Consider the following 26,432-nt stretch of genomic DNA (forward strand, 5'->3'; position numbering starts at 1 on the left):
CCATTAACATGCTTGCAACTGTGAGGGGGATCACGTTTAATAGCCTCGCTCTTTTCCTTTCTGACACTGACTATGATTGTTCGTCCTAAACAGCACTGGCTACAACTGATATTTGTCTGGCACGGTTCGGTTCTGCCGAAAATCTACACCCGCTTGTTGCTCAACTTCCTGCTTTCCATCGCCGTCATCCTGATGCTGCCGTGGTATACCTCGCTTGGCATCAAATTTACCGTCGCACCGTTTAGCATTCTTGGCGTGGCGATCGCAATCTTTCTCGGTTTCAGAAACAACGCCTGTTATTCGCGCTACGTTGAGGCTCGCCAGCTCTGGGGGCAACTGATGATAGCGGCACGCTCGCTGTTTCGCGAGGTAAAAAACACCTTACCCGACGATAAACATCTGGGTGAGTTTGTGCGCCTGCAAATTGCCTTTGCCAACTGTTTACGCATGACGCTGCGCCGGGAAACAAACGCAGAACAGCTTTCACCTTATCTGGCGGCAGAGGATTTACGTAAAGTGATGGACGCCAACTCTCCGGCGAACCGTATTTTACTGATCATGGGGGAGTGGCTTGCCGTACGGCGTCGTAACGGGCAGCTGTCAGATATCCTGTTCCACAGTCTGAATAACCGTCTGAACGATATGTCGATTGTCCTGTCCGGCTGCGAGCGCATTGCGACAACACCGGTGCCGTTTGCGTACACCCTGATTTTGCATCGCACGGTGTATCTGTTCTGTATCATGCTGCCGTTTGCACTGGTTGTGGATCTGCACTACATGACGCCGTTCGTCTCCGCGTTGATTTCCTATACCTTTATCTCGCTGGATACGCTGGCGGAAGAGCTCGAAGATCCGTTTGGCACCGAAGATAACGATCTGCCGCTGGACGCCATCTGCAACATGATGGAACGCGATCTGCTGCAGATGAACGATGAAGAGAACATTCCGGAAAGGTTGTTCCCGGATAAACACTATCAGCTGACCTGACGGGCATTCCACTCGTCACGGGTAATCTCCCATAACTCGGAATCCAGCATTCCGCTGACGTAGGCTTTCTTTTCCGTTCTGATTAACCGCATGCCGCTGCTGTCTGAAATACGTCGGGAGCGGCTATTGGCGGCAGCCTTCGGGGCGCGTAAAACGGGTTTATTTAGCGCGTTAAACCAATAATCCGTCGCGGCAATGCTGGCCTCGCGCATAAACCCTTTCCCCTGAAACTCCGGCGACAGCCAGAACCCACGGTTGTTATCCTCGACATCGTAGAGGCAGATAATACCCATGAGTCGATCCGGCGCTTCACGACGCCGGATACTCCAGAACCAGGCAATCCCTTTTTCCATATCCGGCAGCGCCACGTTGTTGACATAGCTTTCCGCACCGTTTTCCGGGTAGGGCCAGGGCACCGAAGAAACCATATAGCGTACGATTTCCCAGCGCGGATACAGCTCTTGAATCTGGACGGCATCTTCAGCAACCAGCGGTCTCAGCAGCAGGCGTTCTGTCGTAAGCGTCGGTATCGTCATCTGCGGATCTCCATATTTAAGCGTTATGCTTTTGTTTGCGTTCTGGTATTTTCAACTTTACTGCGCTCTATCCCAGCAAATTCTCTTTCCCATACTACTCACATTTGCAGAGGTCGCGATGAAATTAAGACAGGCTAAACCGCAGGAAGCCGAAATACTCTGGGATATTCGCAATCAGGCGATTCGTCACGGCTGTAAAACCAGTTACGACGCGGATGTGATTGCGCGCTGGACGCCCGACCTTATGCCCGAACACTATCGAAAAATGATCATAGATTACCCCTTTTATGTGGTGGAAGATGAAAAGGGTGACATCGCGGCGACGGGTTATCTCGATCTTGATACGCATAGCCTGGAGGCGATATTCACCTTACCTTCAGCATCCGGTAAAGGAATGGCGACACGGATCGTCGAGGCACTGATCAACGAAGCCCGCAGCCGTGGAATTACGCGCTTGCTGCTCGATTCGACGCCAAACGCCCGGTCGTTTTATCATAAGCTCGGTTTTGTCACGCTGGGCGAAAAGCATCATCACTCGCGTATGGCGGGTGCTGATTTACGCTGTTTTGAAATGGCAATCACGTTGTAATGTGAGGAACACATGGCTGTCACGGTAAGATCGTTGCGCGCAGATGACTATTCCCAGTGGCGACCGCTGTGGGATGGCTATACCCATTTTTATGATTGCTACCTCGATGAATCTGTTACCGCATCGACGTGGGAAAGGGCGCTCTCAGATAACTCACCCCTATTTTGCCGGGTTGTAGAGAAGGATGAACAGGTTATCGGTTTCGCGATGTGTATTCTGCATGAAGGCACCTGGTCGACAGCCCCCATCTGCTACCTGGAAGATCTCTATGTGAATGCTGCAGAGCGCGGGGCGGGAGCAGGAAAGGCGCTGATAGATGCTTTGATTGCGGAAGGCCAGCGCGAAGGGTGGTCAAAACTGTATTGGGTCACCCGGGAGAGCAACCCGGCGCGTAAACTCTATGATAAATATGGTGAGGCTGACGATTACGTCCGATACCGCATAACCCTTTAACGTCAAATCGCCTGTGTTTGTATCACACTGTATCAGCGTCCCGGATACATACACAGGCTTGCAATAAACCCGCTTTCGCACATATCCGCTATACAGTGACATGTTGTTATATCCCCGTGAAATGTACACAACCGGAGATATCAACATGTTTAGCAAACTCGCTTACTCGACTCTTGCATTGACCGTTTCTCTTGGCACCGTCATGTCCTGCCAGGCAGAAGCCACGGGCAACGATTTCGTCTCGGCATTTGATCACCCTCAGCAGATTAACGCTGGCGATCTCAACGTCGGCTATGTCGACATCGGACCGAAAACCGGTCAGCCGGTGATTTTGTTACACGGCTGGCCCTACGATATTCATAGCTATGCGGAAGTGGCGCCCGCACTCGCGGTAAAAGGCTATCGCGTTATCGTGCCTTCACTGCGCGGATACGGCACCACGCGGTTTATCTCGGATAAAACACCGCGTAACGGTCAGCCTTCCGCCATGGCGAAAGACGTAGTTAACCTGATGGACGCGCTGAACATTAAGCAGGCCGTTTTCGCGGGTTACGACTGGGGGGCCCGCACGGCGGATATCGTCGCCGCGTTATGGCCAGAGCGCGTTAAATCGCTGGTCTCGGTGAGCGGTTATCTTATCGGTAGCCAGGCCTTAGGCAAACAGCCCTTGCCGCCGAAAGCCGAGGTTCAGTGGTGGTATCAGTTCTACTTCGCAACCGAACGCGGCGCGGAAGGCTATGCTAAAAATACCCATGATTTCGCGCGTCTGATCTGGACCCAGGCTTCGCCGGACTGGAAATTCAGCGAAGCCACATTTAACGCCAGCGCCAAATCGCTTGATAACCCAGACCACGTTGCCGTAACGCTCAGCAATTACCGCTGGCGTTTAGGCCTGGAGAAAGGGGAGCATAAATACGACCGCTACGAGCAGAAGCTGGCAACGCTGCCGAACATCACCGTGCCTACGATCACCATTGAGGGCGGTAATAATGGCGCGCCGCATCCTGCACCCGCGGCCTATGCCAGTAAATTTACCGGAAAATATGAGCACCGAGCCTTTGGTGCCACCGTCGGGCACAATCCTCCCCAGGAAGATCCGCAGGATTTCGTTAAAGCGGTCGTCGACGCTGACGCGCTTTAAAATGTGCTATTTTCAATCCGTTACCCTTCATTCTGGAGCTTGCGGTGGAGCATATTGATCATATCCTTGTCGTCGATGACGACAGGGATATTCGTGAACTGATTGTCGCTTATCTCATTAAATCCGGCTATCACGCCTCCGGCGCGGCGAACGGGAAAGAGATGCATGCGGCGCTTAATAAACAGTACGTCGACCTGGTTGTGCTGGATGTGATGATGCCGGGCGAAGACGGTCTGACGCTGTGTCGACAGCTGCGCAGCAGCAAGCATAAAGATTTGCCGATACTGATGCTGACGGCCCGCAACGAGGAGACGGACCGGATCCTGGGGCTGGAAATGGGCGCCGACGATTACGTGGTTAAACCCTTTGTTGCCCGCGAGCTTCTGGCACGCATCAAAGCCATTATGCGGCGTTTTCGCACGATGCCGCCCAATCTGCAGGTTACCGAAGCAGGGCGGTTGGTTGAGTTTGGCGACTGGCAGCTCGACACCGTTGCTCGTCATCTTATCGACCCGGAAGGCACGATCGTGGCGCTTAGCGGTGCGGAATATCGCCTGCTGCGCGTTTTCCTTGACCATCCCCAACGCGTTTTGACGCGCGACCAGCTGCTGAACCTGACTCAGGGGCGAGATGCCGAACTGTTTGAACGTTCGATCGATCTGTTGGTGAGCCGCGTCCGCCAGCGTCTGAATGAAGATGCGCGAACGCCGGCCTACATTAAAACCGTTCGTAGTGAAGGCTACGTTTTCACCATGCCGGTGACCATTAAAGAGGTTAACGAATGACTCTCTGGCCGCGCTCGCTGCTGACCCGGCTGCTGATTATTGTGCTGGTTGGGCTGCTACTGGCTAATGCGCTCAGCCTGACGCTGGTTATGGTGGAGCGCATGCGCAGCGCCCGCACGGTGATGTTGGGTAACCTGGAATATGATGTTGCTACCAGCGTCGCCATTCTTGACCGCCTTCCGGCGAATGAACGTCCGGCCTGGCTGGCGCGGCTTGACCGGGGAAATTACCGCTATATTCTTGGGCCGGGCGAACCGGGTGCGGCCCCGCAGGACAAGCGGTCGCAAGATGCTGTACGCACCCTCAAAGAGACGCTTTCTGCAGACTACCCCCTTTATTTTACGGCCGTTGCCGGGCCGGTGTCGCACATTCAGGCGCATATCACCTTAAGCGATGGTGCGCCGCTTACGATTGATCTCATCCCCCGCATGCCGCCGGTCGCCAGCTGGCTACCCGTGGTGCTGATCTTACAACTGCTGCTTTTGGCCGCCTGTTCGTGGGTTGCCGTGCGTCAGGTGGTGCGGCCATTCTCGCAGTTTACTCGCGCTGTCGACTCCCTGGACCCGTCGTCACATGCCGCCATGTCCGAGCAGGGGCCGATCGAAGTGCAGCGCGCCGCGCATGCCTTTAACGCCATGCAGTCCCGCATTCAGGCTTACCTCCGCGAGCGCGGGCAGATCCTGGCGTCCATTTCACACGATTTGCAGACCCCGATAACCCGTATGAAGCTGCGCGTTGAAATGGCCGAACAACCTGTACTGCGTGACAAGCTGCTTAACGACCTCGACAACATGTCGCGTTTGGTTCGGGAGGGTATTGCTTATGCCCGGTCATCAGAAATTCTGGAAGAAGCCACGGTGAAGATGGAGTTAAACGCCTGGATAAATACCCTTGCCAGTGATTATCAGGATGTCGGTAAGAACGTGCAGTTTCAGGCAAGCGACGAAAGGCTGCCCATCGTCACTCGCCCCCAGGCGCTGCGGCGGGTAATGACCAATTTGTTGGACAATGCGCTTAAATTCGGTGATTACGCCGAGATTGAAATTGAGCCTCAGGCAGAACAGGTTGTTATCCATATAAAAGACGGCGGGCCTGGAATTCCTGACGCCGAACTTGATGCGGTATTACAACCTTTTTATCGTATTGAAACGTCCCGTAACCGCGATACGGGAGGAACCGGGCTTGGCCTTGCCATCGCGGCGCAGCTCACCGCGCAGCTGGATGGGAAACTTCGCCTGGCGAATCGCGCCGAAGGGGGACTGGAGGTTTCCGTCACGCTGCCGCGCCGTTGATTGTACGGCTTTGTATCTGCATGCCGTACCGATACGGTGGCAGACAAATCGCACAAATTTGCACATCATCTGAACACATCAGCACGTTGAAATAACCTCACTGCAGCTACGCAGCCAATCTGTTATGTGAGGTCGTTATGTTTCTGATTATTGCTTTTTTAGGCGGGATGATTAGCCTGCTGAGCCCCTGTACGCTCCCCGTTATTCCGCTGCTGTTTGCTGGCTTTCAGGGGCAGCGGCGACACGTCGCAGCGCTTCTCGCGGGCATGGTTGTGATGTTCACCCTGGTGGCCCTGGCCGTCACGGCTGCCAGCGAGTGGATCGTGCAAGCCACCCTGGTAGGGCGCTGGATCGCACTTATTATTTTGGCCACCGCAGCCCTTGCGCTGATTTTTCCGCAAATTGCTCTGCGTATTGCCACACCCGCGGTCCATGTCGGAAATGCGCTGAATACCCGAAGCGGACAAACGCGTGGGATGTCTGCCGCATTTCTGGCCGGGCTCGCGGTCGGCCTGCTCTGGTCTCCCTGCGCGGGCCCCATTCTTGGCGCGATCTTCAGCCTCAATATCGCGGGTCACTCGCCCCTTACCACCGGCACGCTGCTCATCGCCTACGGAAGCGGATGCGCGCTGATGCTGGGATTGCTTGTTGCCGGAGGCCGTAAGTTGATTCAGCCGTTAAGGGCGAAATCGGCGCTAATGGCGCGACTGCGTCAGGCGGCAGGCGCAGTGATGTTGGCCGCGGTGGCATTCAACGTTACAGGGATGACGTCGGCCTTAAAACGGGCAAATGGCATCGCCGATCGGCTAGAAAACTCACTGTTAAACCTGGCAAAACCGTCGACCTCAACCGTGAAATTGCAGCCGGTGGTGGACAGCGCGCCGAGCAGTGAATTACCGTCATTAAGCGGCGGCACCGGATGGCTAAATGGTGACCCTGTCACGTCTGAGTCACTGCGAGGGAAGGTGGTTCTGATCGATTTCTGGACCTGGGACTGCATTAACTGCCAGCATACGCTTCCCCACGTCCGGGACTGGGCCAACAGGTACCAGTCTCAGGGACTGGTGGTGATTGGCGTGCACACGCCAGAATATCCATGGGAAAAACCGCTTTCGTCCGTAAAAAATGCGATCAATAAATGGCAGCTCCCGTACCGGGTGGTGGCGGATAATCAGTATCAAATCTGGAACAGATTTGGAAACCAGTACTGGCCCGCGCATTACTTCTTTGATGCCAAAGGACAGCTACGCTATACCTCATTCGGTGAGGGTAACTACGACAAACAGGAGCAGGTCATTCAACAGCTTCTGAAAGAAGCCCGCTCCTGAACGTCACCTCAGGGTTGACGCTGAGCGACGATGAAAAGCCGTGGAAACGCCAGCAGTATCTGCCCATTCTCCTGGAGCGGATACTGCTCTTCCAGCAACGCCTGATAGCGCTTCAGGTAGGCTTTTCGCTCGCTTTCGTTGAGATCTTGCAGCCACGGACGCAATCCCGTGGCGCTGACCCAGTCAATAATGGCCTGGTGCGAGTTCATCTTGTGGAAATAGGTTGTCCGCCAGATATCCACCTCGCATCCAGCCTCCGTCAAAATATCATAGTAGGCATGCACGCCGGGCAGCGGCTCACGGCCACGGTCGGGATAGCCTTGTTCGTAAGCCACTTCGCGCATTGAGATATGCGTAGGTTCAAGCCAGTTGTCGGGCATTTGAATCGCCAGCACGCCATTCAGACGAAGCAGCGAAACCAGGTGCGGCAGCAGATCGTAATGGTCCGGGATCCACTGCAAAGAGGCGTTGGCGTAAATCACATCAAGCGGCTGGTGTGGTGTGTACTGGCGAATATCTGCCTCTACAAAGTCGCATTCAGGCAGCGCGCTGCGCGCTTCCTCCAGCATGGCGGGAGAGTTATCCACCCCTGTTATGTGTGCCGACGGCCAGCGCTGCTTCAGCAATGCGGTACTGTTGCCCGGACCACACCCCAAATCAACGACGGTGGACACCGTATCCAAAGGAACACGCGCCAGAAGCTCGGCGGCAGGGCGTGTGCGTTCCGCGCTGTATTGCAGGTAGAGAGAAGGATTCCAGTCGGCCATGTTCGCAGCTCCATTTCACGGGATTAAGGAAGAATAGCACAGGCAAATACCCGCCAGCGGCAGGTATCTGACAATGCGATGTTTATAAGATCCCATTCAGGGCGACGTGATAAATCAGCATGATGGTTTTGCCGTCAACAATTTGGCCGGTCTCAATGCCGCGAAGCGCCTCGTCCAGCGTCACTTCAAGCACGTCGATATCTTCACCCTCTGATTTGATTCCGCCACCTTTACCGATTTGATCCAGAGGGTGATATTCCGCCAGGTAGAAATAGAGTTTTTCCGTTACCGAGCCAGGGCTCATATAGGCTTCGAAAATTTTCTCTACGCGCGACACCGTAAACCCGGTCTCTTCCTCGACTTCCGCTTTGATACGGCTTTCAGGATCCATATTGTCGAGCAGCCCGGCAGCGGCCTCTATCAGATCGCCTTCATGACCGTTGATAAAGACCGGAAAGCGGAACTGTCGGGTGAGAATGATCGTTTTTTTGTCGCGATTGTAGAGCAGTATGGTGGCTCCGTTGCCCCGGTCGTACACTTCTCGGCTTTGGCGCTGCCACTCGCCGTCGCGGCGTCGTTTATCAAAGGTAAATTTTTTCAGGATATACCAGTTATCGGATAGGGTTTCGCTCTCGATAATGCGGATATCTGCGCGTTTTGATTGCACGTTCGTCTCTCCTTACGTAGAGTTAAGATCATAAACAGCACTATCGTGCACCCTCAAGATAAAACATGCAATATCAGGAAAGTCCGATGCTCACCAGTCAGCGAAAACAATTGATTCTGGAAAAACTCGAAGCGGAAGGTCAGGTACAGTCGACGGCACTTAGTGTTCATTTTTCAGTATCTGAAGACACCATCCGGCGCGATCTCCGCGAGCTGGCGGCAGAAGGGCGTCTGCAGCGCGTGCACGGCGGTGCGCTGCCGGCATCGTCGGCGGTAGTACCCTTTGCCGAGCGTAAAACCGTGAAAATGGATGCGAAGAAAAACGTTGCCCGAAAGGGCGCTCAGCTTATTTCGGCAGGACAAGTGGTGATTATCGACGGTGGCACGACCACCGCTGAGTTAATCACGTTTTTGCCCCCAGACCTGCAGATTACCGTCGTCACGCATAGCCCGAGTATTGCGCTGGGTCTGGTCGAACACCCGTTGATTGACGTTATCCTGATCGGCGGACGTCTGTACAAGCACTCGATTGTCACCGTGGGTGCGGCAGCTATCGAAGGCATTGGGAACATACATGCGGATCTGTTCTTTATGGGTGTAACGGGCATTCACCCGGATGCAGGGCTGACGACCGGCGATTTCGAGGAAGCGTGCATCAAACGTGCATTTTCCGGCAGAGCCGCGGAGACCATTGTGCTGGCTTCTCCTGAAAAGATTAATACCGCCTCGTCATTTGCGATCGGCGATGTGTCGCTGGCGAATACGATGGTTGTGGAAGATGGCACGGATCAGGCCTGGATAAATGCGATAACCGAGAAGGGCGTGACGATCGTTAAAACCTCTGATCGGACACATGAATAACCGTTTTTCTGCCAGCTTTTTGGTCAGGCTGTCCTTGCGGTAAAGGTTATTGATTAAGCGAGTTCTTATACTGCTGATTTTCAACAGTATAAGGGCTTCCATGGCAGACATCTCAATTTTAACGTTCGGTGCAGATCCGAGTGCTGAACGTATTTCAACGACGGCTATCCAGCAGGCTATTGCGAAAGCGCAGCCTGGCGACAGCGTGGTGATCCCTGCAGGCCGTTATCTTACCGGTGCCATTTTTCTTAAAAGTGATATCACGCTGCATCTGGCGCAAGGTGCGGTGCTTTTAGGCAGCCAGCACCTGGAAGATTACCCCATAATCGACACTCGGGTTGCCGGCATTGATATGCGGTGGCCAGCAGGAATAATCAACGTGATTAACGCGCAGAACGTAAGCCTCACCGGAACGGGTACCCTCGACGGGCAAGGGCGGATCTGGTGGCAGCGATTCTGGGGAGATGATGAACACGGCGGCATGGTCGGAGACTACAGCGCCAACGGTTTACGCTGGGTGGTGGACTATGATTGCCAGCGGCCACGCAATGTTCTGGTGTATGAAAGTAAGAATATCCTGCTCAAGGATTTCACCAGCGGCGAGTCCGGTTTCTGGAACGTTCACCTTTGTTATTCCCGCGATGTGGCAGTCGAGAACCTGAGTATCATTAATTCAGCGGGGCCAAGCACCGATGGAATCGACATTGATTCTTGCGAACAGGTTCGAATTGAGCGCTGTACGGTTTCCTGCAATGACGACAATATCTGCATTAAGGCGGGCCGCGGGCGCGAGGCCGTGCAAAAAGCCCGTACGGCCAGGGACATTGTTATTCGGGAATGCGTGTTGAACAAGGGATCTGGCATCACCCTGGGCAGTGAAACCTCCGGTGGGATCGAGCACGTATTGATCGAAAACAACCGTTTTAACGGCACGGGTGTTGGGTTTCGCATTAAGTCAGCCCGCAATCGCGGCGGGTTTATCCGCCATATCACGGTGCGGAATTTGCGGCTCCAGAATGTGCGTTTCCCCGTTCTTATCCAACTGAACTGGTTCCCGCAGTACAGCTACGGTGATAGCGGCAACCTGAAGGATAAGCCGGAGCACTGGCGCAAACTGGCTGACGGGGTAGAAGGAGAGGCGGGTCTGACTGAAGTGAGCCACCTGACGCTTAGCAATATCACCGCGCGCCGTTCAGACAGCAACTTATTCTCTCGTGCATTTTTTATCGAAGGCTATCCGGACCGTCCTGTCTGCGGGTTAACGCTGGACGATATTTCCGTCGATGCCACCGAGTTTGGGAAAATATCGGGTGTTGAGGGATTGCGCTTCAATAATGTCCTGGTCACCGCGAACGAACTCACGCAGGACATAAATGATAGCTACGAGCGTTGATGGGTATTCCGTCAGGCCAGAGGAATGCTCTCTAAGCTGGTATAGACCTGAAGACCACGCTTGCGGGCGACCTCAATATCCATATCTGCGCCTTTTGATGCACCTTCGATGCGATAAATCGCGTCGCATTTACCAATGAGGCGATGGGCAACGGGATACAGCATCGCTTCACTGATTTCATCATGCAACGAGGTTGACCCTGCGGCCTTCGCCAGCGGCAGGGCGAGCCATTCACCAATGACCGGGATGTGCCCACGTTCGTACACCGCAAGCGCTGCATTTTCTAATCTTGCCAGATTGGCATCGATACGTTCCTGAATACCATCCGTGCCGCTACGATAGGGTCCGGCGATTAAAATCAGCTGTTGAGTCATATCTACCTCTGTGAGTGATAATGCATGTTATTGCACGATAATTGCTGTTTTGCAGTGAGATTAAACATAGCAGGCATTATCATGCAAGATCAAATGGAATCATGCATGCAAATCACCGAAGCAGCGGTAGTGTCAGTCCAATAAGCCGCTTTCAGGGGCATGACAAACCGCCTCGATATTATGACCATCGGGCGCAATGACAAAAGCGGCATAGTAATTTTTGCCGTAGGATCGTAATCCCGGCGCGCCGTTATCCTGCGCGCCAGTGCGTAATGCGGCATTGTAAAAGTCATCAACTTGCTGACGCGTTGTGGCTACAAAGGCGATATGCAATGGTGCTGGCTTATCATGTGTCTGAAACAGGCAAAGTGAAACATCGCCGGAACTCATTTCGACGCCGTAGTCCGGTGTGCCTTCATCGATAATGTTTACGCCAAGCGGCCGCAGAGCTTCGAGGAAGAAGGTTTTACTTTTTTCGTAATCACTTACGCCGAATTTAACATGGTCAAACATTTGAGCCCCCAGTAAGTAGCGGTGAAATATGGAGTATAGAAGCGGAGCGTGATTATGGTGGATTAGATGCCTGGTAATGTGGGGTTGAGCACGTTCGTTGACGAGGACAAGGATGACCATGAAATGCTGGATTTTACCTTAATCTATATTGGTGCGCATAATGTATATTATGTTAAATATGGTGGGTTTGTTCTTAACTTCATGAATAGCCCGCTCAGTCTGTGCCGCGCGGACTATTTTCCTCTTCTAATAAAAATCATGCCGTTAAACATGAACGGGTCAGCACCGAACCAGGCAGCACTGTCCGCCTTGTGTCAAAAAATAATGTTGCCCTTTCTAAACGCCCCGGGCGTAAATCCGTTAGAGACAGCAAGTTGAGCGAACCAAATAGCGTTGCGCTTTATCTGTCGCTCTCCGGTTTCCAGATCCAGTCGCCAGAAACCGTAACGGCGTTTAAAGCTATTTATCCACGACCAGTTATCAATAAATGTCCACTGGTGTACGCCAAAGCAGTTCGCCCCCTCGCTGATGGCGCGATGGAGCTGTTCGAGGTGTTCTTCCATTAATTCGATACGGAAAGTGTCATCAATAACCCCATCAGCCTGAACAGGACCTTCTGACTGGATATCCATGGCGATACCGATTTCAGCCAGATACCACTTCATATTGCCGTAATTATCGCGGATGTTGCAGGCAATATCGTAAATCGCTTCGGGGTAAATCTCGTTATTATCGCGATACGGATTGAAGCGCCCTTCGGGATCGCTGTAGTTCTCGAAGTAATACTCTGGCGTGAAGTAATCAAGCTCATAGGGGCATTCGCGCGCTTTAACCCGACGCGGAACATAGTAGTTAACCCCCAGGAAATCTACCCTCGAACGCGTTATCAGATCGACATCCGCTTTCTGTATTTCTGGCAAGCAATCATGGGCTGCGAGGACTTCACATAATTCCTTCGGGAATTCATGCTTCACCAGCGGATCAAGGAAACTGCGATTAAAGAACAGGTCGGCATACCATGCTGCTTTTTTATCCTCGTCGCTGTTGTTTCGGGTGTACGACGGGGTCAGATTAAGCACCACGCCAATTTCGCCAGGCAGATCAAGTTCTCGGTATACGTGCACCGCTTTTGCATGCGCCAGCATAATGTTAAATGCAACCTGCGCCGCCAGCTTGCCGTCTTTTTTACAAGGATAATGGAAATCATAAAGATAGCCGCCTTCGACGGGTACTATCGGCTCATTAAAGGTGATCCAGTATTTTACCTTATGACCAAATAGCTCAAATGCCGTGCGGGCAAACCGTGCGAAAAGATCCGTCACATGGGGTGATTCAAAACCGCCATACTGCTTTTGCAAAATCTCCGGCATATCGAAATGATAAAGATTAATCATTGGCTCAATGCCGCTGGCGATCATCTCATCTAAGTAGTTGTTGTAAAACCGGACGGCTTCTGCGTTTGGGGCGCCAGTTTCAAAATCATCAATCAGCCGTGACCACTGAATGGAAGTACGAAACGAGTTAAATCCCGTTTGCTTCATCAGCGCAACGTCCTCTTTATATTTGCTGTAGGTTTCACATACTTTCTGCGGACCAATCTGCTGGAAAAAGCGGTTGGGTTGTTCTGCATACCAGCTATCCCAGATAGAACGGTGCGGCTTATGCGCTATGCCTTCCGTCTGAGGACCCGACGCCGCTGCGCCCCAAAAAAAATCTTCCGGAAATTGATACCGATTCATAATGCCTCCTGAATGATAAAAAGCTGCCCCAGAAGGGCAGCCAAATAACTACTCTGCAGTAACTTCAATTGATTTGATGAACATATATCCCCAGTCGCTGGCGAACTTGCCAAAACTGATGGTATTTGCCCCCTCTCTGAGCGAAACAGGAACGACTATGGTCTGGCCCTTCTCATCCGTTTGCGGAAACTCAATGCTGACTGGCGTCCCACCGTTCACGATGACCGAGTTTTTCTTGCTTCCCCATTTGCCGTTAAATTTCACATGCAGGGCGAACTTACCGTCCCAGGGAGCGCTAACCTGCCAGCGCACGCTGTCTCCGTCATGAGCGAAAGGACCGAGAAAACCGTCTTCTCCGATGGCTAAGGTCTCTTTTTCACTTTTAGTTGAGGTAAGTGTTCCCTTGCTAACATCCAAAGTCCCGCTGCCAAAGCGGCAATAATCTGCCGGTACAGGCCTCACAGCGGGCTTCACGCTGACATTTATCGTTTTGCTGTTTTCCAGCAACCCATCATCAGCAGTAAAGGTCAACGCATAGTCACCCGGCGCGGAGAACCAGACTCGGGTTTCCTCTTTGTTGCTGTCACAGAAGTGAGCGCTATTCTTACCGTCATGGCTCCACGCTACGCTGACTTTCTGGTCAGGCAGATTGTCATCCTGCCAGACCGCATTGAGTTGAACGCCTTTATCGACAGTGGTAGAAAGCATGTCTTGCAGAGTGATAACCGGTGGAAGGTTTTTCTGCGTATGCTTCAGGCGAATCACGTTTGAAGGTGCTGACTGACCACTTTCATTCTTAGCGATTACCCGATAGTAGTAAGTCTGACCGAGCGTCAGGCTGCGATAGTCATCGCGGAAAAGACTCATTTTCGACGGATCCCATTCATTTTTGCCGTCGGAGATGTCCTTTCCGACGCGTGTCCATGGGCCCTTTGGCGCCGCCGCTCTTTCTACGTCGTAATAACGCCCAACGGGTGACCCCATCCAGTTAATGGCAAAGGGGGAATCGCTCTCGCGCAACCTCGGTGCTTCCGGTACCGGCAGAGCTGGCGCCTTGCTCAGACCAGCCATTTGCGCCGCGGCGGTTCGTACCAGATTGACAACCTCCATCTCCTGGTTCGCTTTCCCCTCACCCGGGAAGCCAGGCAGATGGTAGCTATAGTGCCCGGTATACTCTTTGTGCCAGTAAAAACCGCCATCATGCCGATGACCGCGAAAACCCCAGATAAAGCCACCCGCGGCCTGCACGCCATTGACCTCGGTATGCACAATGGACTGCATGATAGCGTCAAGGTCTTTTTGGTCGAGGAGACCAAATTCGCCAACCAGATAGACTTTTTTGCCACCAATCGCCTCCAGATCTTTGCGAACCTGCCCGGGGTGGTTGTTGTTGGCATTGGTGTAATAGTGATTGCTGATGATGTCGACGTTCGGATCGCTGAGCGCGAAATCATTCACCTTTTTATAGGTCCCATCGACGACAAGCTGATGGGGTGCCCATTTACGGATCCAGGCCGATGTCTGATGAAGAAAATCGGCGTTAGTGTCCTCCAGCTCATTACCCGTTTCCCACGCCATAATCGCCTTTTCATCGTAGTAGTGGCGTCCCGTAATGGTGTTAGTCCGGGTTATTACCTGACGAATCACGTCAAGATAAGCCTGGAAGGTTTTACTGTCCGTCCGATAAAAATCTTCAGGTTTTTCATGATAAAACGCGGCAAGCTGTTCTCTCCCACCCCACCACCACCAGTGATCGATAAACGGTAGAATCAGGCGAAGCCCCTGCTTATCCGCTTCAGCAATCATGTTGTCATAGACTTTCATTGCCGCTTCATTCAGCCGCGGCATGCTGTCAGGCGTTTCCGGTGACAGGATATGCGTTTCACGTCCGCAGGCCGCGTCGTTTTCCTGCTGAACGGATAGCACATACACGCGCTGTGCTTTAGCCCCCGTTTGCACAAGGGCTTTAATCCAGTTTTCTTGCTCTTCAGCAGTAGGCCATTTGAAATATTGCCCCCACCCGCGCGGATCCGCTTTGCAGGTTCCTCTCGCGTCATCCTCTATACGATGCAGCTCCGGGGCGTGGATCCCGGCGAAGCGAAAGAGCCGATCGCCGTCTTTTAACGCAGCACCATCACGAGTAATAAAATGTTCAAAATGGGATTGTTCCGCCGCCAGTGCCCCCGCGCTTCCCAGCGCGGAGAGTAAGGAGACGAGAAGCAGTTTTCGAATTGGGAAAGCCATCTCTTATCTCCTCAGAACCAGACTTCAGCCTGTACACCAAAATTCAGCGTATCGGTATCCCCGCTGCGGGAGTATCCCCCAGGACTAAGCGTACCGGTGCTCCAGTCGTAATTTCTGTCCATCGCATCCGAGACGCCTTTATCCCATTTGGCATACGTGGCAAAGAAGCGCAGCTGTGGACGGCTCCAGAATCCAGAATCGAAGGTGAGCGTTGGCGCAATGGTCACCTTGGTCAGGCCCCCCTTCCCTTTGCCGTTTACCCCCATGTAGTTTTTATCATCCAGATATTCGTAACCCACTTCATATTGCATGGCGAAATTCTTCGTTATCTGATGATACGGCCGGATACCCGCCACCCACATGGAGCGTCCCCAGCCGTCATCATCGCTGGTCCACCAGCGGTAGTTTTTGTCTTTCTGATAAAATGCAAAGGTCGATACGTCGACTTCGCCCAGACTGGCCATGCCATCCAGAATCACGCGCCAGGACTGGGTGTCTTCTAAGTTTGCCCAACCCCAGCCGTTTTTACCCAGCGAGTCAGCGGCAGCGAGCCCTTTGCCGTACTGGAAAACAATGCGGGAATAGCCGCCTGTTAGCCCATAAAAACTGTCGACGTTATACAGCGCCGTCACGCCATAACCTTTTTCAGCAGAAGTGGGATGGTTTTCGTTGCGGTTCATATGGTGGCCAATAAGCTCAACGTCCAGCCCGGTGCCGCCGATTTTTTTAAACCAGAGGTTAAGCGAGTAATCGTCAGGGTATCCCTGATCCCCCAGAGCCACGGGATAGGCTTTGGCTTCATCCGTTGTTGAAAACGCATAAACGCCGGCGTCAAAGCGCGCAAAGCCTAAATCCAGGTTATCAAACCCGCCCCCGGTTCCGTTGTACTGAATATACTCCCAGTCGAACTGGTGGCTGGAAAGATTGGAGCTGCTGTAACGTTTACCCGCCCAGAAAGTCATATCCGGCGCAAAATCGAGATTTGATAACTCAGCAAAACCTTCACGGAACTGGGTTTCTTTACCGTCATCGTCGGTACAGTTCCAGTCTGCGGTACATTTTGTTTGATGCGTCAGGTTGGCCTGAACACGGGCGACTGCGCCTGTGTCTGATTTCAGCGTGACCGTCGGGATCAGCTCAATCTTGGTATCTTCTTCGTTCCCCAGACGCCATTTCCCGTCGGGCATCAGTCCCACGGAATCCACCCGGTTTCCGTCACTGTTGGCGAGGATCCCTGAGCGCAAATAGCCGTGGAGGGCAAAATCATATTTCTCATCGGCGCTGGCATAGCCGCTGATGACAGTGAGGGTAATCAAGGACAGAGGTATTGATTTAATTAACGTTTGCATAGGTTCCCTTTGAATTTTTATTTTCACGGTTAAACGTGCAGGGGAAATGTAAGGATCAAAAATGGAAATGTACATCCATAAACGGAAAGCGCTCTCCGTCTTTGCCGGATTGAATCACAAATTTGAGATCTTTGAGAATATTTTTGTGATGAATATCACGAATTAAGCTTCTGCCCACGAGAAATGGGCAGAAACAGAAAGAGAAGCGTTATTTTTCCAGCTGCATCAGCTGGCGTTCGTGAACCTTAAAGAATGGACGATAAAGCATCCATGCGTTGAAAAAGGCAAACAGGCACATGCACATATTCTTCCAGCTGCCGTTGGCCGACCATGCAGCACCCAGCGGTGAGGGCATTGACCATGGCAGCATTGCAACGGCCCTGTCGAGGATACCCATTTGCGTCAAATACCAGGCTATACAGGCATTTATCAACGGAACAAAAACAAAGGGCAGTAAAAAAACCGGGTTCATGATGACGGGGAAGCCAAACAATATTGGCTCATTAATGTTGAACAGAGAAGGCAAAAGACCAATCTTTCCCACACTCTTCAACTGCCTTGAGCGGCTTCGCATTGCCATAAACACCAGTGGCAGCGTTGAGCCGATACCGCCAATCAACAGATAAAAATCCCAGAAACCCTGCAAATAAATATGGGGCAGCACAGCCTCTCCAGCGGCCAGGGCTCGCTGATTTTCAAACAGATAGGTGAGCCAGAACGGGTTCATGATACCCGTTATGATCAGGGCACCGTGAATGCCAACAAACCATAAAAGATTACACAGAAACAAGGAGATAAGCACCGCCGTAAGGGTATCCGACGCCACGATAAGTGGACGTAATGCTTCCCCAATCAGTTGCGGCAAAATTTGTCCAGTCGCGTGCAGCATCACGGCATTCATCACGCTGATGGAGAGCATAATCACCAGCAGCGGCATCAGCAGCTGGAAGCCATTTCGTGTCATCACCGGCACCTCCTCCGGCAAACGAATACACCACCCTTTCTTATAAAAAAGCCTTATTATTTCAATCGAATATGCGCTTGAAATGAGGGCAGTAAAGAGCCCCATCCCTCCCAGAAACACATTCGTCGCACCATTATCCCGAAAGCCGATAAACAGCAAAAAGGCGAGACATCCGGTGAGCCCGCACAGCCGTTCCGGTAATTGATACTGCTTGGCAAGGCTGGCACTTGCACCGAATGCAACAATCAGCGCCACCAGGCCTAGCGTCAGTTCAAAGGTTGGTAACAGCATCGGACGCAGCAGCAGATAAAAAGATCCCAATCTCGAGGCGCTTGAAATGGCGAACGGTGGAAACAGCATTGGCACCATCAGACTTCCCACGATGACAAAAGGCATCGCAAGAGTAAAACCATCTCGCATCGCTGTAATGTGTTGATTCTTAGTGATTATATTCGCTACTGGTGTGAGGCGTTGCTCTATCAAATCCACAGCAACATTCATCAAATGAATGTTCATAACTCGACCTTAATAGTTCGTGAATAGCAGGGATGATCGCGCACATTCATACAAAGTGAAAGGTGCTCTCAAGTGATCGTGGTCACAATTACCTTATCCATAAACGGAAAGCGCTTTCCGTTTTGTTCCGTGGTGACTATATTCCAGCCATAAATTCAAAGGAGACGTTATGAAAAAAATTATGTTGTGTTGTTCTGCCGGAATGTCTACCAGCCTGCTGGTAAAAAAAATGGTCGATGAAGCGCACAAGCGTGGCCTGGAAGCAGAAATCAAAGCGTATGGCGTTGCCGAATTTGCCGAGCAGGTTGGTCACTACCAGGTGGTATTGCTTGGACCACAGGTGAAGTACATGCAAAACGATCTTCAGAAACAAGCCGATAAATACGGGATCCGCGTTGAGCCAATCAACATGATGGATTACGGCATGCAAAAAGGGGGTGCCGTTCTCGATTTCGCCCTCTCCCTGATAGATAACAAATAACGAAGGGAAAACCTATGAGCTCTCTGTACGCAAAACTAATTCAGGTTATCGAAAAGAAAATTACTCCGATGGCGGGCGCCGTCGGCCAGCAAAAATATGTCACCTCCATTCGTGACGGCTTCATTACCGCTCTGCCGTTCATGATCGTGGGTTCTTTTATGCTGGTGTTTATCTTCCCGCCCTTCTCGCCCGACACGTCCTGGGGCTTCGCCCGGGCATGGCTGCAATTCTCGCTCGATCACCGTGAAGCCCTCATGCTGCCCTTTAACTTCAGCATGGGAATTATGACGATCTTTATTTCCGTCGGGATTGCCGCAAGTCTGGCCAAACACCACGATCTCGACGCACTTACCGCCGGGATGCTTTCTTTAATGGCCTTTTTGCTTGTTGCTGCACCATTGAAGGACGGGCAGATTTCAACGGCCTACTTCTCCGGTCAGGGGATCTTTACCGCCATTCTGGTGGCTATTTACTCCACGGAACTTTACGCCTTCCTGAAGCGACATAATATTACCATCCGCCTGCCGCCGGAGGTCCCAACCGGCGTAGCGCGCTCGTTTGAGATCCTCATCCCGGTACTGGCAATCGTCATCACGCTGCATCCGCTGAACCTGCTTATTGAAGCGCAACTGGGGATGATTATTCCCGAAGCGATTATGTCGCTGGTGAAACCGCTGGTTGCCGCGTCCGATACGCTCCCCGCAGTGCTCCTCTCGGTGCTGGTGTGCCAGGTGCTCTGGTTTGCCGGTATCCATGGTGCGCTGATCGTCACCGGTATTATGAACCCTTTCTGGATGGCAAACCTGTCCGTAAACCAGGCGGCAATCGCCGCGGGTGAAGCTATCCCGCATATTTACGTTCAGGGTTTCTGGGACCATTACCTGCTAATCGGTGGTGTTGGCTCGACGCTGCCGCTGGCCTTCCTGTTGCTGCGCAGCAAAGCCATCCATTTGCGGACTATTGGGCGAATGGGCGTGGTACCAGGGGTGTTTAACATTAACGAACCCATTCTGTTTGGTGCGCCCATCATTATGAATCCTCTGTTTTTCCTGCCGTTTGTGCTGGTCCCGATGGTCAATGCCACCTTCGCATGGTTTGCACTGGATCTCGATTTAGTCAGCCGTGTGGTATCGATGACGCCATGGACAACACCTGCACCCATTGGCGCATCATGGGCAGCCAACTGGAGCTTCAGCCCTGTGATCCTGTGCCTGATATGCATGGTGACATCTGCCGTCATGTACTTCCCCTTCCTGAAGGCCTACGAAAAACAGCTTCTGGAACAAGAGCATGAAAACGCGGTTGAACATGCAGAAGATGCGGCTCAATCCGCCTGAAAGTAGAACGTAGAGGAAAAAAACATGGAATTAGAAGAACAAGTTATGGGCATCATCATTAACGCGGGTCAGTCGCGCAGCCTGTGTTATGAAGCCCTCGGCTGCGCAAAGCAAGGTGATTTTGAAGCCGCAGATCAACTGATGAAAGAAGCGACACATTTTGCCCGCGAAGCACACCTTGTTCAAACCCAGCTTATTGAAGCTGATGAAGGCGAAGGGAAAACCAAAATGACGCTGGTGATGGTGCATGCGCAGGACCACCTGATGACCTCCATTCTTGCCAAGGAGCTGGTGACCGAACTTATTCACATTTACCGCACACGCCGGCACCAGGCATAACGACAGCAGAGAGGCTGCGGCCTCTCTTATGACAGAGGATTGTATGCATTATCTTGGACTGGATATCGGTGGCACAAAAATGGAAGCTGTATTGCTTTCAGCTCAGGGCGATTATCTCTGGCGTAAGCGCCAGCCGACTCAGAAAGAAAGTTACGCTGAATTTATGCTGCATCTGGTGAGCCTTATTGATGATGCCCGCGCGGCTAGCCCGGAACCCTTCACCGTAGGGATCGGTCTGCCTGGCGCAATTGACCCGCAAACGGGGCTCATCAAAAATTGCAATTGCCTGGTTCTTAATGGCCACGATCTGAAAGCCGATCTTGCCGCACGTATCCAGCAGCCAGTGTGGATTGCCAACGACGCTGATTGTTTTACTCTCTCTGAAGCGGTAGATGGCGCTGGTGCAAAGGCAGACACCGTATTTGGTGTGATTATCGGTACGGGGTGTGGCGGTGGGATCGCCGTGCGCCGGCATTTGTTACAAGGTCCAAACGCCATTGCCGGCGAATGGGGGCACAACCCGCTTCCGGGGTACGCACCAGCGATTGATGGCCCCGCTCAGCCCTGCTACTGCGGCAAGTACAACTGTATTGAATCCTTTATTTCCGGTACCGGTTTTGCCCGTCGTTTCCCGGGAAACCTGACCTCTCAGGAAATTATCAGCTCTGCAGAACAGGAAGAACCGAAGGCACGCGAACACTGGCGGCATTTTATTGATGCATTTGCCCGTAGCCTGGCGTCAGTCATCAATATTCTGGATCCCCAGGTCATTGTGTTAGGAGGAGGATTGTCGAATGTCAGCAGAATCTATGATGACCTGCCTGTCGCGATTCTTCCTTATCTCTTTTCTGAAACCTGCCATACGCGCATTGTTCCGGCGCGCTTTGGCGACGCCAGCGGCGTACGTGGCGCAGCCTGGCTTCCCCGGCTGAGCGCGAACGAAGCATGAGCGTCATGACCGGCTACGGGACGATTCTTCGGGAGGGTTATGATAAGATGATGAAAACTCACCACGCAGAAAACGCTATGCCAACGATTGATGATGTATCTCGATTAGCCAATGTTTCCAGAGCAACGGTTTCCCGCGTGCTGACGGGGACCCGAGGTGTTCGCGAAGAGAGCCGTGAGGCGGTATTACGGGCTGTAGAAGAACTCAACTACCGCCCCAGCTTCGCCGCGCAAAACCTGGCGAGTCAGTCATCAAGCCATATCGGTGTGGTGCTTTCCTCACGTGATGAAAGCAGTGGCGCGCGTATTCTCCCCGCGCTTGCGCGCGCAATGAAAGTGTTGAACAAAACGCTGATCGTCGAGTATGTGGATAATGACGTCGAACATGCAGCTTCGGTAGATGATTTACAACGGCAATGCGCCGCCGTTGTGGTGTTTGGACCAGTTGTACCAGGCTGTGGCGATAACGTGATTTCTTTCGACCGCCCCGTGGTGGACGCGAAAAGTCAGGGCTACGATTTCGCCTTTGCTACGGAGAGCGCCTGCCGCTACATGATAGGTAAAGGCCATCGCAACATCGCGCTGGTTATCGATAACGAGACGGATGACGCAAGCAAGCGAATGGTTGAAGGTTATCGCAACGTGTTGCAGAACTACTCATTTCCGTTTAATCGCCAGTTGGTATTAACAGCCAATGAGAGTGTCGAACGCGCGCTGTTAACGCTTATTAATAGTTTGAGCAAGTTCTCTTCCATCGTTGTTAAGCGTGATGCTTACGCTGCAGAGGCCATGCGCCTGTTCCGCGAATTTAATATTGCCGTGCCTCAGGAAGTATCCCTCCTCAGTCTTGAGGATTCACCGTTGGCCACGCAGTTATACCCGCAACTGACCTGCATTTCCTGGCCAATGGAACCCCTCCTGCACCAGTGCGTACAGCGCATTAAAAGCATCGTTGAGGGTCGTCCGCTTCGCGAAACGGAACTGCCACCGATAATTGGTAAGCTTACGCCTCGCCAGTCGGTGTTGGAAATGAGTTAAATATTTTTCAGGAGTGAAGAGATGAATGCAGTCCAGCTTTTGTGTTCTCTGGCATTGATTTTGGTCGCATCCTTTCGCATTTTTGCGCAGGAACCAGGGCTCCCGCTGAAGGAACAGGTCAATACAGATGAAGGTACAATCTGCGTTTATGAACGCGGGGAACACCGTGAAAAAATTGTTATTCCTGTTGGTCAGGCGTGCCCGAAAACCTCACCCAACAAAAATTAATGATGTCAGTGTGTGGGCGCTGTCCTTGTATGTAAAATCTACCGACGATTACGCCCATCTGTGAAAAAAACTCACAACACCATTCGATGACGCATGCTGGTTCCCTTCATGTCAGTACATTACCCTGTCACATACAGAATTGCTGGCAATAAAAGAAGGAACACAGAATGAAGTATGTGAATCTGGGTCGTAGCGGTTTGCAAGTCTCCCGTCTTTGTCTCGGTTGTATGAGCTATGGTGAACCTGAACGTCTGCCTCAACCCTGGTCCCTGGATGAAAAGGCGTCACGTCCGCTCATTCGTCAGGCGCTTGAAGCGGGCATTAATTTTTTTGATACCGCGAATATCTACTCGGGCGGAAGTTCTGAAGAGATCACTGGAAAAGCGCTGAGAGAAATGGCCAGACGCGATGAGATCGTTGTGGCGACAAAGACCTTCTTTCCGTGGCGCAACTCACCCAATACCGGGTTTCTTTCCCGCAAGGCCATTTTTCAGTCTATTGACGATAGCCTGATGCGCTTAGGTATGGATTATGTGGATCTCTTTCAGATTCACCGATTTGACCATTCCACGCCTGTTGAAGAGACCATGGAGGCTCTGCATGACCTCGTAAAATCAGGAAAAGTGCGTTACATCGGCGCATCATCTATGGAAGCCTGGCGCTTTGCAAAAATGCAGCATACGGCAGAGCGTAACGGCTGGACCCGATTTATTACGATGCAACCGCAATACAACCTGCTTTACCGGGAAGAAGAGCGCGAGATGCTGCCCCTGTGTGAAGACCAGGGCGTGGGTGTGATCCCCTGGAGTCCGATGGCACGCGGCAGGCTCACGCGCGACTGGAGTGTCACGTCCCGACGAACGCAAAACGATGCCTTTGCGTTAAAAATGTATGAGAACGCAGCCCTTCTGGATAAGCCCGTTATTGATGTTGTTGCCAGCATTGCTGAAAAGCACGATGTGCCAAGAGCCCATGTTGCAATTGCCTGGTTGCTATCAAAAACGGTCATCACAGCCCCGATCATTGGCGCGACGAAACCAGAACATCTTTCCACGGCTATCAGCGCGCTGGACTTTTCACTTAGCGATGCCGAAATCATGGAACTCGAGGCACACTATCTGCCGCACCCCGTTGACGGGATCATTCCCCCGCTTCCGGATACGCCACCTTCACTCACGCCGCCTTCAGCAATACAGCACTGAACACAGAGGGAGACTTTACCTTCAGTCTCCCTGTGACAGTAAGTATAAAGGTGGCCATCACCGTTTAACTTTTATCAAACTGACTTTCGGTAAACGGATCTGCGCGACCGCCCTGCAATGGGATCTTGGCAAGCGCCGCATCGATTTCGCGTAACTCGCTGTCCGTCAACCGGACTTGCGGTGCACCGCTATTTTCTATCAGGTGCGGATATTGCGTCGTACCCGGGATGGGGACTATCCATGGCCGCTGAGCCATCACCCAGGCCAGCGCGAACTGAACCGGAGTGGTGTTTTTGCGGCGGGCCCACGACTGCGCAAATTCAAGCAGTACCATGTTTTTGGCCAGGGCATCGGCCTGGAAGCGTGGCAGGTTATGCCGCCGATCTGTGCTGTCGAACCGCTGATCTGGATTGACTGCCCCGGCAAGGAAACTCCGGGCAGTCGGGCAGTAAGGTACAAAGCCGATACCCAGCTCTTCGAGCGTTGGAAATATCCGCGTCTCCGGTTCACGCCACCACATGGCATACTCACTCTGTACTGCAGTCACAGGGAGTACCGCATGTGCGCGGCGGATTGTCCTGGCACTCGCTTCCGACAGTCCCCAGTGTTTCACTTTACCCTCCTGGATCAACGCCTTCACGGTTTCCGCTACATCCTCAATCGGCACATTCGGATCGGGGCGATGCTGATAAAGAAGATCGATGTGGTCCGTTTTCAGCCGCTTTAGCGAGCCCTCTACGGCACGGCGAATATGGTCAGGATGGCTGTTGAGTGAGGTCGGCTTCCCCTCCTCCACGCCGAAACCGAACTTAGTGGCAATTACCACACGATCGCGAACGGGGGCCAGTGCTTCCCCGACAAATTCTTCACTGAGATGCGGGCCATACACCTCGGCAGTATCAAAGAACGTGATGCCTTGTTCGAAGGCGGCCCGGATGAGCGAAACCATGGCTTTACGATCGCGCGGACCACCGCCGTAATACCCCACCATGGGCAGACACCCCAGTCCCATGCTTGAAACCTCCAGCGAGCCGAGTTTACGCGTGGTTAAGGTCTCCTTCTGGACGGGAACAGCATCCGAAGGGGCGTTCGACGTGTCCTGACCAGCCGGTTTAGCCATCACTGCTCCGCTCCTGCCAAGGGTGGTAGCGGCCAACGCCAGACCGGCGCCGGCGATCAGAAAATTGCGACGAACCCGGGAAGCGGGTACAGAAGCAGAATGCTGGTCATGCATCATCTTGCTCATAAACTGGAACTCCCTATAGCGAGGAAAGGATTCATTAATGTGGTCATTACCAGGCATAAGCCTGGGGCGCTTCTCCCCCGGGTCCGGGCCAGATTTCGTCGAGGCAGCTCATGGTGTCGTCTGATAGCGTGATTGTCGTTGCGTGAAGCGCCTCCCGGAGTTGTTCGACCGTACGAGGCCCGATAAGTGGAGCAGTAACGACAGGATTCTGCAGGAGCCACGCAAGCGCCACATCGGAAGGGGTTTCGCCGAGGTCCTCACATAATCCTTCGTAGGCTTCCAACTGCGGACGGTGCTGTTCGATTAGACGAGCAAACGCGGGTCTCGCACGGCGCCCGCTTGCCATCTTTTTCAGTACGCCGCCAAGCAACCCTCCGGCAAGTGGGCTCCAGGGAATCAGCCCCAGGCCAAAATGACGGCATGCGGGAATGACCTCCAGCTCAACAGTTCGGGCTGTCAGATTGTAGAGACTTTGCTCGGCGACAAGGCCCAGGGAATGACGAACCGTGGCTACTGACTGCGCAGTCGCAATGTCCCAGCCCGCGAAATTGCTGCTACCGATATAAAGCACTTTTCCCTGCTGAACAAGGAGCTCCATGGCCTGCCAGACCTCTTCCCATGGTGTATAGCGATCGATGTGATGCATTTGATAGACGTCAATATGGTCGGTCTTAAGCCGTCGCAAGCTGTCCTCGCAGGCCTTGCGAATATGATAAGCAGAAAGACGGCGATCGTTCGGACCCGGTCCCATAGGCTGATAGGCTTTCGTCGCCAGAACGATACGGTCACGGCGGCCACCCTGCTGAAGCCAGCGACCAATGATTTCTTCGGACAGCCCCGACCCTTGCTGGATATCGGGTGATTGTTCGGTGCCATACACGTCTGCTGTATCAATGAAATTGATACCCGCCTCAAGCGCTTCATCCAGAATGCGGGCGCTGGTTTTCTCGTCGGTGACGTCACCAAAATTCATGGTTCCGAGACAAAGGCGGCTGACTTTCAGGCCAGTGCGGCCAAGATGCGTATAGTTCATACACGGCTCCGTTAGGTGAATGTTCCGTCCTGACCGACGGCCAGAGCGCATAATTTTCAAGAATAACGAAGCACAACGTGTTC

27 protein-coding genes are annotated in these 26,432 nt (G+C 52.7%); 16 read left to right on the top strand and 11 right to left on the bottom strand.

The genetic code is table 11. The features are described 5' to 3' along the window. The first annotated feature begins 72 nt into the window (after positions 1-72). Complete coding sequence (locus tag ACTJJA_RS06595) at positions 73-987, top strand: bestrophin family protein (protein WP_010431145.1); 915 nt, start codon at positions 73-75, stop codon at positions 985-987. Here ACTJJA_RS06595 and ACTJJA_RS06600 read toward each other — a convergent pair. Then, positions 975-1,523: a GNAT family N-acetyltransferase gene (locus ACTJJA_RS06600; protein WP_440666929.1), complete on the bottom strand. Its 549-nt coding sequence runs from the start codon at positions 1,521-1,523 to the stop codon at positions 975-977. The two genes, ACTJJA_RS06595 and ACTJJA_RS06600, sit on opposite strands and share 13 nt — an antisense overlap. A gap of 118 nt (positions 1,524-1,641) precedes the next feature. Between ACTJJA_RS06600 and ACTJJA_RS06605 the strand changes: the two genes are divergently transcribed. The 6 genes from ACTJJA_RS06605 (at position 1,642) to ACTJJA_RS06630 (ending at position 7,111) form a co-directional block, all read left to right on the top strand. Further along, complete coding sequence (locus tag ACTJJA_RS06605) at positions 1,642-2,112, top strand: N-acetyltransferase family protein (RefSeq protein ID WP_440666931.1); 471 nt, start codon at positions 1,642-1,644, stop codon at positions 2,110-2,112. Between the two features lie 12 nt (positions 2,113-2,124). Next, positions 2,125-2,565 carry an N-acetyltransferase family protein gene (locus tag ACTJJA_RS06610; protein ID WP_440666933.1) on the top strand — a complete coding sequence of 147 codons (441 nt, stop codon included), beginning with the start codon at positions 2,125-2,127 and terminating at the stop codon, positions 2,563-2,565. A 145-nt stretch (positions 2,566-2,710) separates the two neighbouring features. Further along, entirely contained in the window at positions 2,711-3,706 is a 996-nt protein-coding gene (locus ACTJJA_RS06615) for an alpha/beta fold hydrolase (protein WP_440666935.1), read from the top strand. 44 nt (positions 3,707-3,750) lie between these two features. Continuing rightward, positions 3,751-4,491 carry a response regulator gene (locus ACTJJA_RS06620; protein WP_440666937.1) on the top strand — a complete coding sequence of 247 codons (741 nt, stop codon included), beginning with the start codon at positions 3,751-3,753 and terminating at the stop codon, positions 4,489-4,491. Continuing rightward, positions 4,488-5,783, top strand: coding sequence for a sensor histidine kinase (locus ACTJJA_RS06625; protein ID WP_440666940.1), 1,296 nt, complete (start codon positions 4,488-4,490; stop codon positions 5,781-5,783). Before ACTJJA_RS06620 ends, ACTJJA_RS06625 begins: the two co-directional genes overlap by 4 nt. 137 nt (positions 5,784-5,920) lie before the next feature. Further along, positions 5,921-7,111, top strand: coding sequence for a cytochrome c biogenesis protein/redoxin (locus ACTJJA_RS06630; protein ID WP_440666942.1), 1,191 nt, complete (start codon positions 5,921-5,923; stop codon positions 7,109-7,111). Between the two features lie 8 nt (positions 7,112-7,119). Here ACTJJA_RS06630 and tam read toward each other — a convergent pair whose 3' ends face one another. After that, positions 7,120-7,878, bottom strand: coding sequence for a trans-aconitate 2-methyltransferase (tam, locus tag ACTJJA_RS06635; protein ID WP_440666943.1), 759 nt, complete (start codon positions 7,876-7,878; stop codon positions 7,120-7,122). Positions 7,879-7,960: 82 nt separating this feature from the next. After that, on the bottom strand, positions 7,961-8,545 hold the full coding sequence (locus tag ACTJJA_RS06640; RefSeq protein WP_440666945.1) for an NUDIX domain-containing protein: 585 nt from the start codon (positions 8,543-8,545) through the stop codon (positions 7,961-7,963). Between the two features lie 86 nt (positions 8,546-8,631). Here ACTJJA_RS06640 and ACTJJA_RS06645 point away from each other — a divergent pair, with 86 nt between their 5' ends. Together ACTJJA_RS06645 and ACTJJA_RS06650 are read left to right on the top strand one after the other, a co-directional pair. Then, positions 8,632-9,405, top strand: coding sequence for a DeoR/GlpR family DNA-binding transcription regulator (locus tag ACTJJA_RS06645; RefSeq protein WP_440666947.1), 774 nt, complete (start codon positions 8,632-8,634; stop codon positions 9,403-9,405). A 100-nt stretch (positions 9,406-9,505) separates the two neighbouring features. After that, positions 9,506-10,798 (top strand): glycoside hydrolase family 28 protein, encoded by a 1,293-nt coding sequence (locus ACTJJA_RS06650; RefSeq protein WP_440666949.1) that lies wholly within the window; start codon positions 9,506-9,508, stop codon positions 10,796-10,798. 11 nt (positions 10,799-10,809) lie between these two features. Here the strand turns inward: ACTJJA_RS06650 and ACTJJA_RS06655 are convergent, their stop codons facing one another. The 6 genes from ACTJJA_RS06655 to ACTJJA_RS06680 form a co-directional block, all read right to left on the bottom strand. Beyond that, positions 10,810-11,172: an NUDIX hydrolase gene (locus tag ACTJJA_RS06655; protein WP_440666951.1), complete on the bottom strand. Its 363-nt coding sequence runs from the start codon at positions 11,170-11,172 to the stop codon at positions 10,810-10,812. 132 nt (positions 11,173-11,304) lie between these two features. Next, positions 11,305-11,685 (bottom strand): VOC family protein, encoded by a 381-nt coding sequence (locus ACTJJA_RS06660; protein WP_440666953.1) that lies wholly within the window; start codon positions 11,683-11,685, stop codon positions 11,305-11,307. Between the two features lie 314 nt (positions 11,686-11,999). Next, a complete protein-coding gene (locus tag ACTJJA_RS06665; protein ID WP_440666955.1) occupies positions 12,000-13,424 on the bottom strand; it encodes a glycoside hydrolase family 1 protein in 1,425 nt (474 codons plus the stop codon). Between the two features lie 48 nt (positions 13,425-13,472). After that, positions 13,473-15,668: a CBM35 domain-containing protein gene (locus tag ACTJJA_RS06670; RefSeq protein WP_440666957.1), complete on the bottom strand. Its 2,196-nt coding sequence runs from the start codon at positions 15,666-15,668 to the stop codon at positions 13,473-13,475. Positions 15,669-15,679: 11 nt separating this feature from the next. Then, a complete protein-coding gene (locus ACTJJA_RS06675) occupies positions 15,680-17,017 on the bottom strand; it encodes a maltoporin (protein ID WP_165469247.1) in 1,338 nt (445 codons plus the stop codon). Between the two features lie 208 nt (positions 17,018-17,225). Further along, positions 17,226-18,497: a PTS sugar transporter subunit IIC gene (locus tag ACTJJA_RS06680; RefSeq protein WP_215231298.1), complete on the bottom strand. Its 1,272-nt coding sequence runs from the start codon at positions 18,495-18,497 to the stop codon at positions 17,226-17,228. A gap of 169 nt (positions 18,498-18,666) precedes the next feature. On the opposite strand from ACTJJA_RS06680, the gene ACTJJA_RS06685 reads away from it, so the two are divergent. The 7 genes from ACTJJA_RS06685 to ACTJJA_RS06715 all read left to right on the top strand — a co-directional run bounded on the left by ACTJJA_RS06685 (position 18,667) and on the right by ACTJJA_RS06715 (position 24,070). Beyond that, positions 18,667-18,978, top strand: coding sequence for a PTS sugar transporter subunit IIB (locus ACTJJA_RS06685; protein WP_440666960.1), 312 nt, complete (start codon positions 18,667-18,669; stop codon positions 18,976-18,978). A gap of 14 nt (positions 18,979-18,992) precedes the next feature. Next, positions 18,993-20,315: a PTS sugar transporter subunit IIC gene (locus tag ACTJJA_RS06690; RefSeq protein ID WP_015366646.1), complete on the top strand. Its 1,323-nt coding sequence runs from the start codon at positions 18,993-18,995 to the stop codon at positions 20,313-20,315. A 24-nt stretch (positions 20,316-20,339) separates the two neighbouring features. Next, positions 20,340-20,654: a PTS lactose/cellobiose transporter subunit IIA gene (locus tag ACTJJA_RS06695; protein WP_440666963.1), complete on the top strand. Its 315-nt coding sequence runs from the start codon at positions 20,340-20,342 to the stop codon at positions 20,652-20,654. A gap of 43 nt (positions 20,655-20,697) precedes the next feature. Further along, positions 20,698-21,603, top strand: coding sequence for an ROK family protein (locus ACTJJA_RS06700; RefSeq protein ID WP_440666965.1), 906 nt, complete (start codon positions 20,698-20,700; stop codon positions 21,601-21,603). 77 nt (positions 21,604-21,680) lie between these two features. Then, positions 21,681-22,640 carry a LacI family DNA-binding transcriptional regulator gene (locus tag ACTJJA_RS06705; RefSeq protein ID WP_440667705.1) on the top strand — a complete coding sequence of 320 codons (960 nt, stop codon included), beginning with the start codon at positions 21,681-21,683 and terminating at the stop codon, positions 22,638-22,640. Positions 22,641-22,661: 21 nt separating this feature from the next. Continuing rightward, positions 22,662-22,868, top strand: coding sequence for a hypothetical protein (locus ACTJJA_RS06710; RefSeq protein WP_440666967.1), 207 nt, complete (start codon positions 22,662-22,664; stop codon positions 22,866-22,868). Positions 22,869-23,035: 167 nt separating this feature from the next. Continuing rightward, positions 23,036-24,070, top strand: a complete 1,035-nt coding sequence (locus tag ACTJJA_RS06715; RefSeq protein ID WP_440666969.1) for an aldo/keto reductase — start codon at positions 23,036-23,038, stop codon at positions 24,068-24,070. 64 nt (positions 24,071-24,134) lie between these two features. On the opposite strand, the gene ACTJJA_RS06720 is transcribed toward ACTJJA_RS06715, so the two are convergent. After that, positions 24,135-25,082 (bottom strand): aldo/keto reductase, encoded by a 948-nt coding sequence (locus ACTJJA_RS06720; protein WP_440667707.1) that lies wholly within the window; start codon positions 25,080-25,082, stop codon positions 24,135-24,137. Between the two features lie 280 nt (positions 25,083-25,362). Then, the gene (locus ACTJJA_RS06725; RefSeq protein WP_440666971.1) at positions 25,363-26,349 is read right to left on the bottom strand and encodes an aldo/keto reductase; all 987 of its coding nucleotides are present in this window, start codon (positions 26,347-26,349) and stop codon (positions 25,363-25,365) included. Positions 26,350-26,432: the final 83 nt, after the last annotated feature.

This window comes from Enterobacter sp. 22452, assembly GCF_052045065.1.
In the GTDB taxonomy this organism is placed as follows: Bacteria; Pseudomonadota; Gammaproteobacteria; order Enterobacterales; family Enterobacteriaceae; genus Enterobacter; species Enterobacter mori.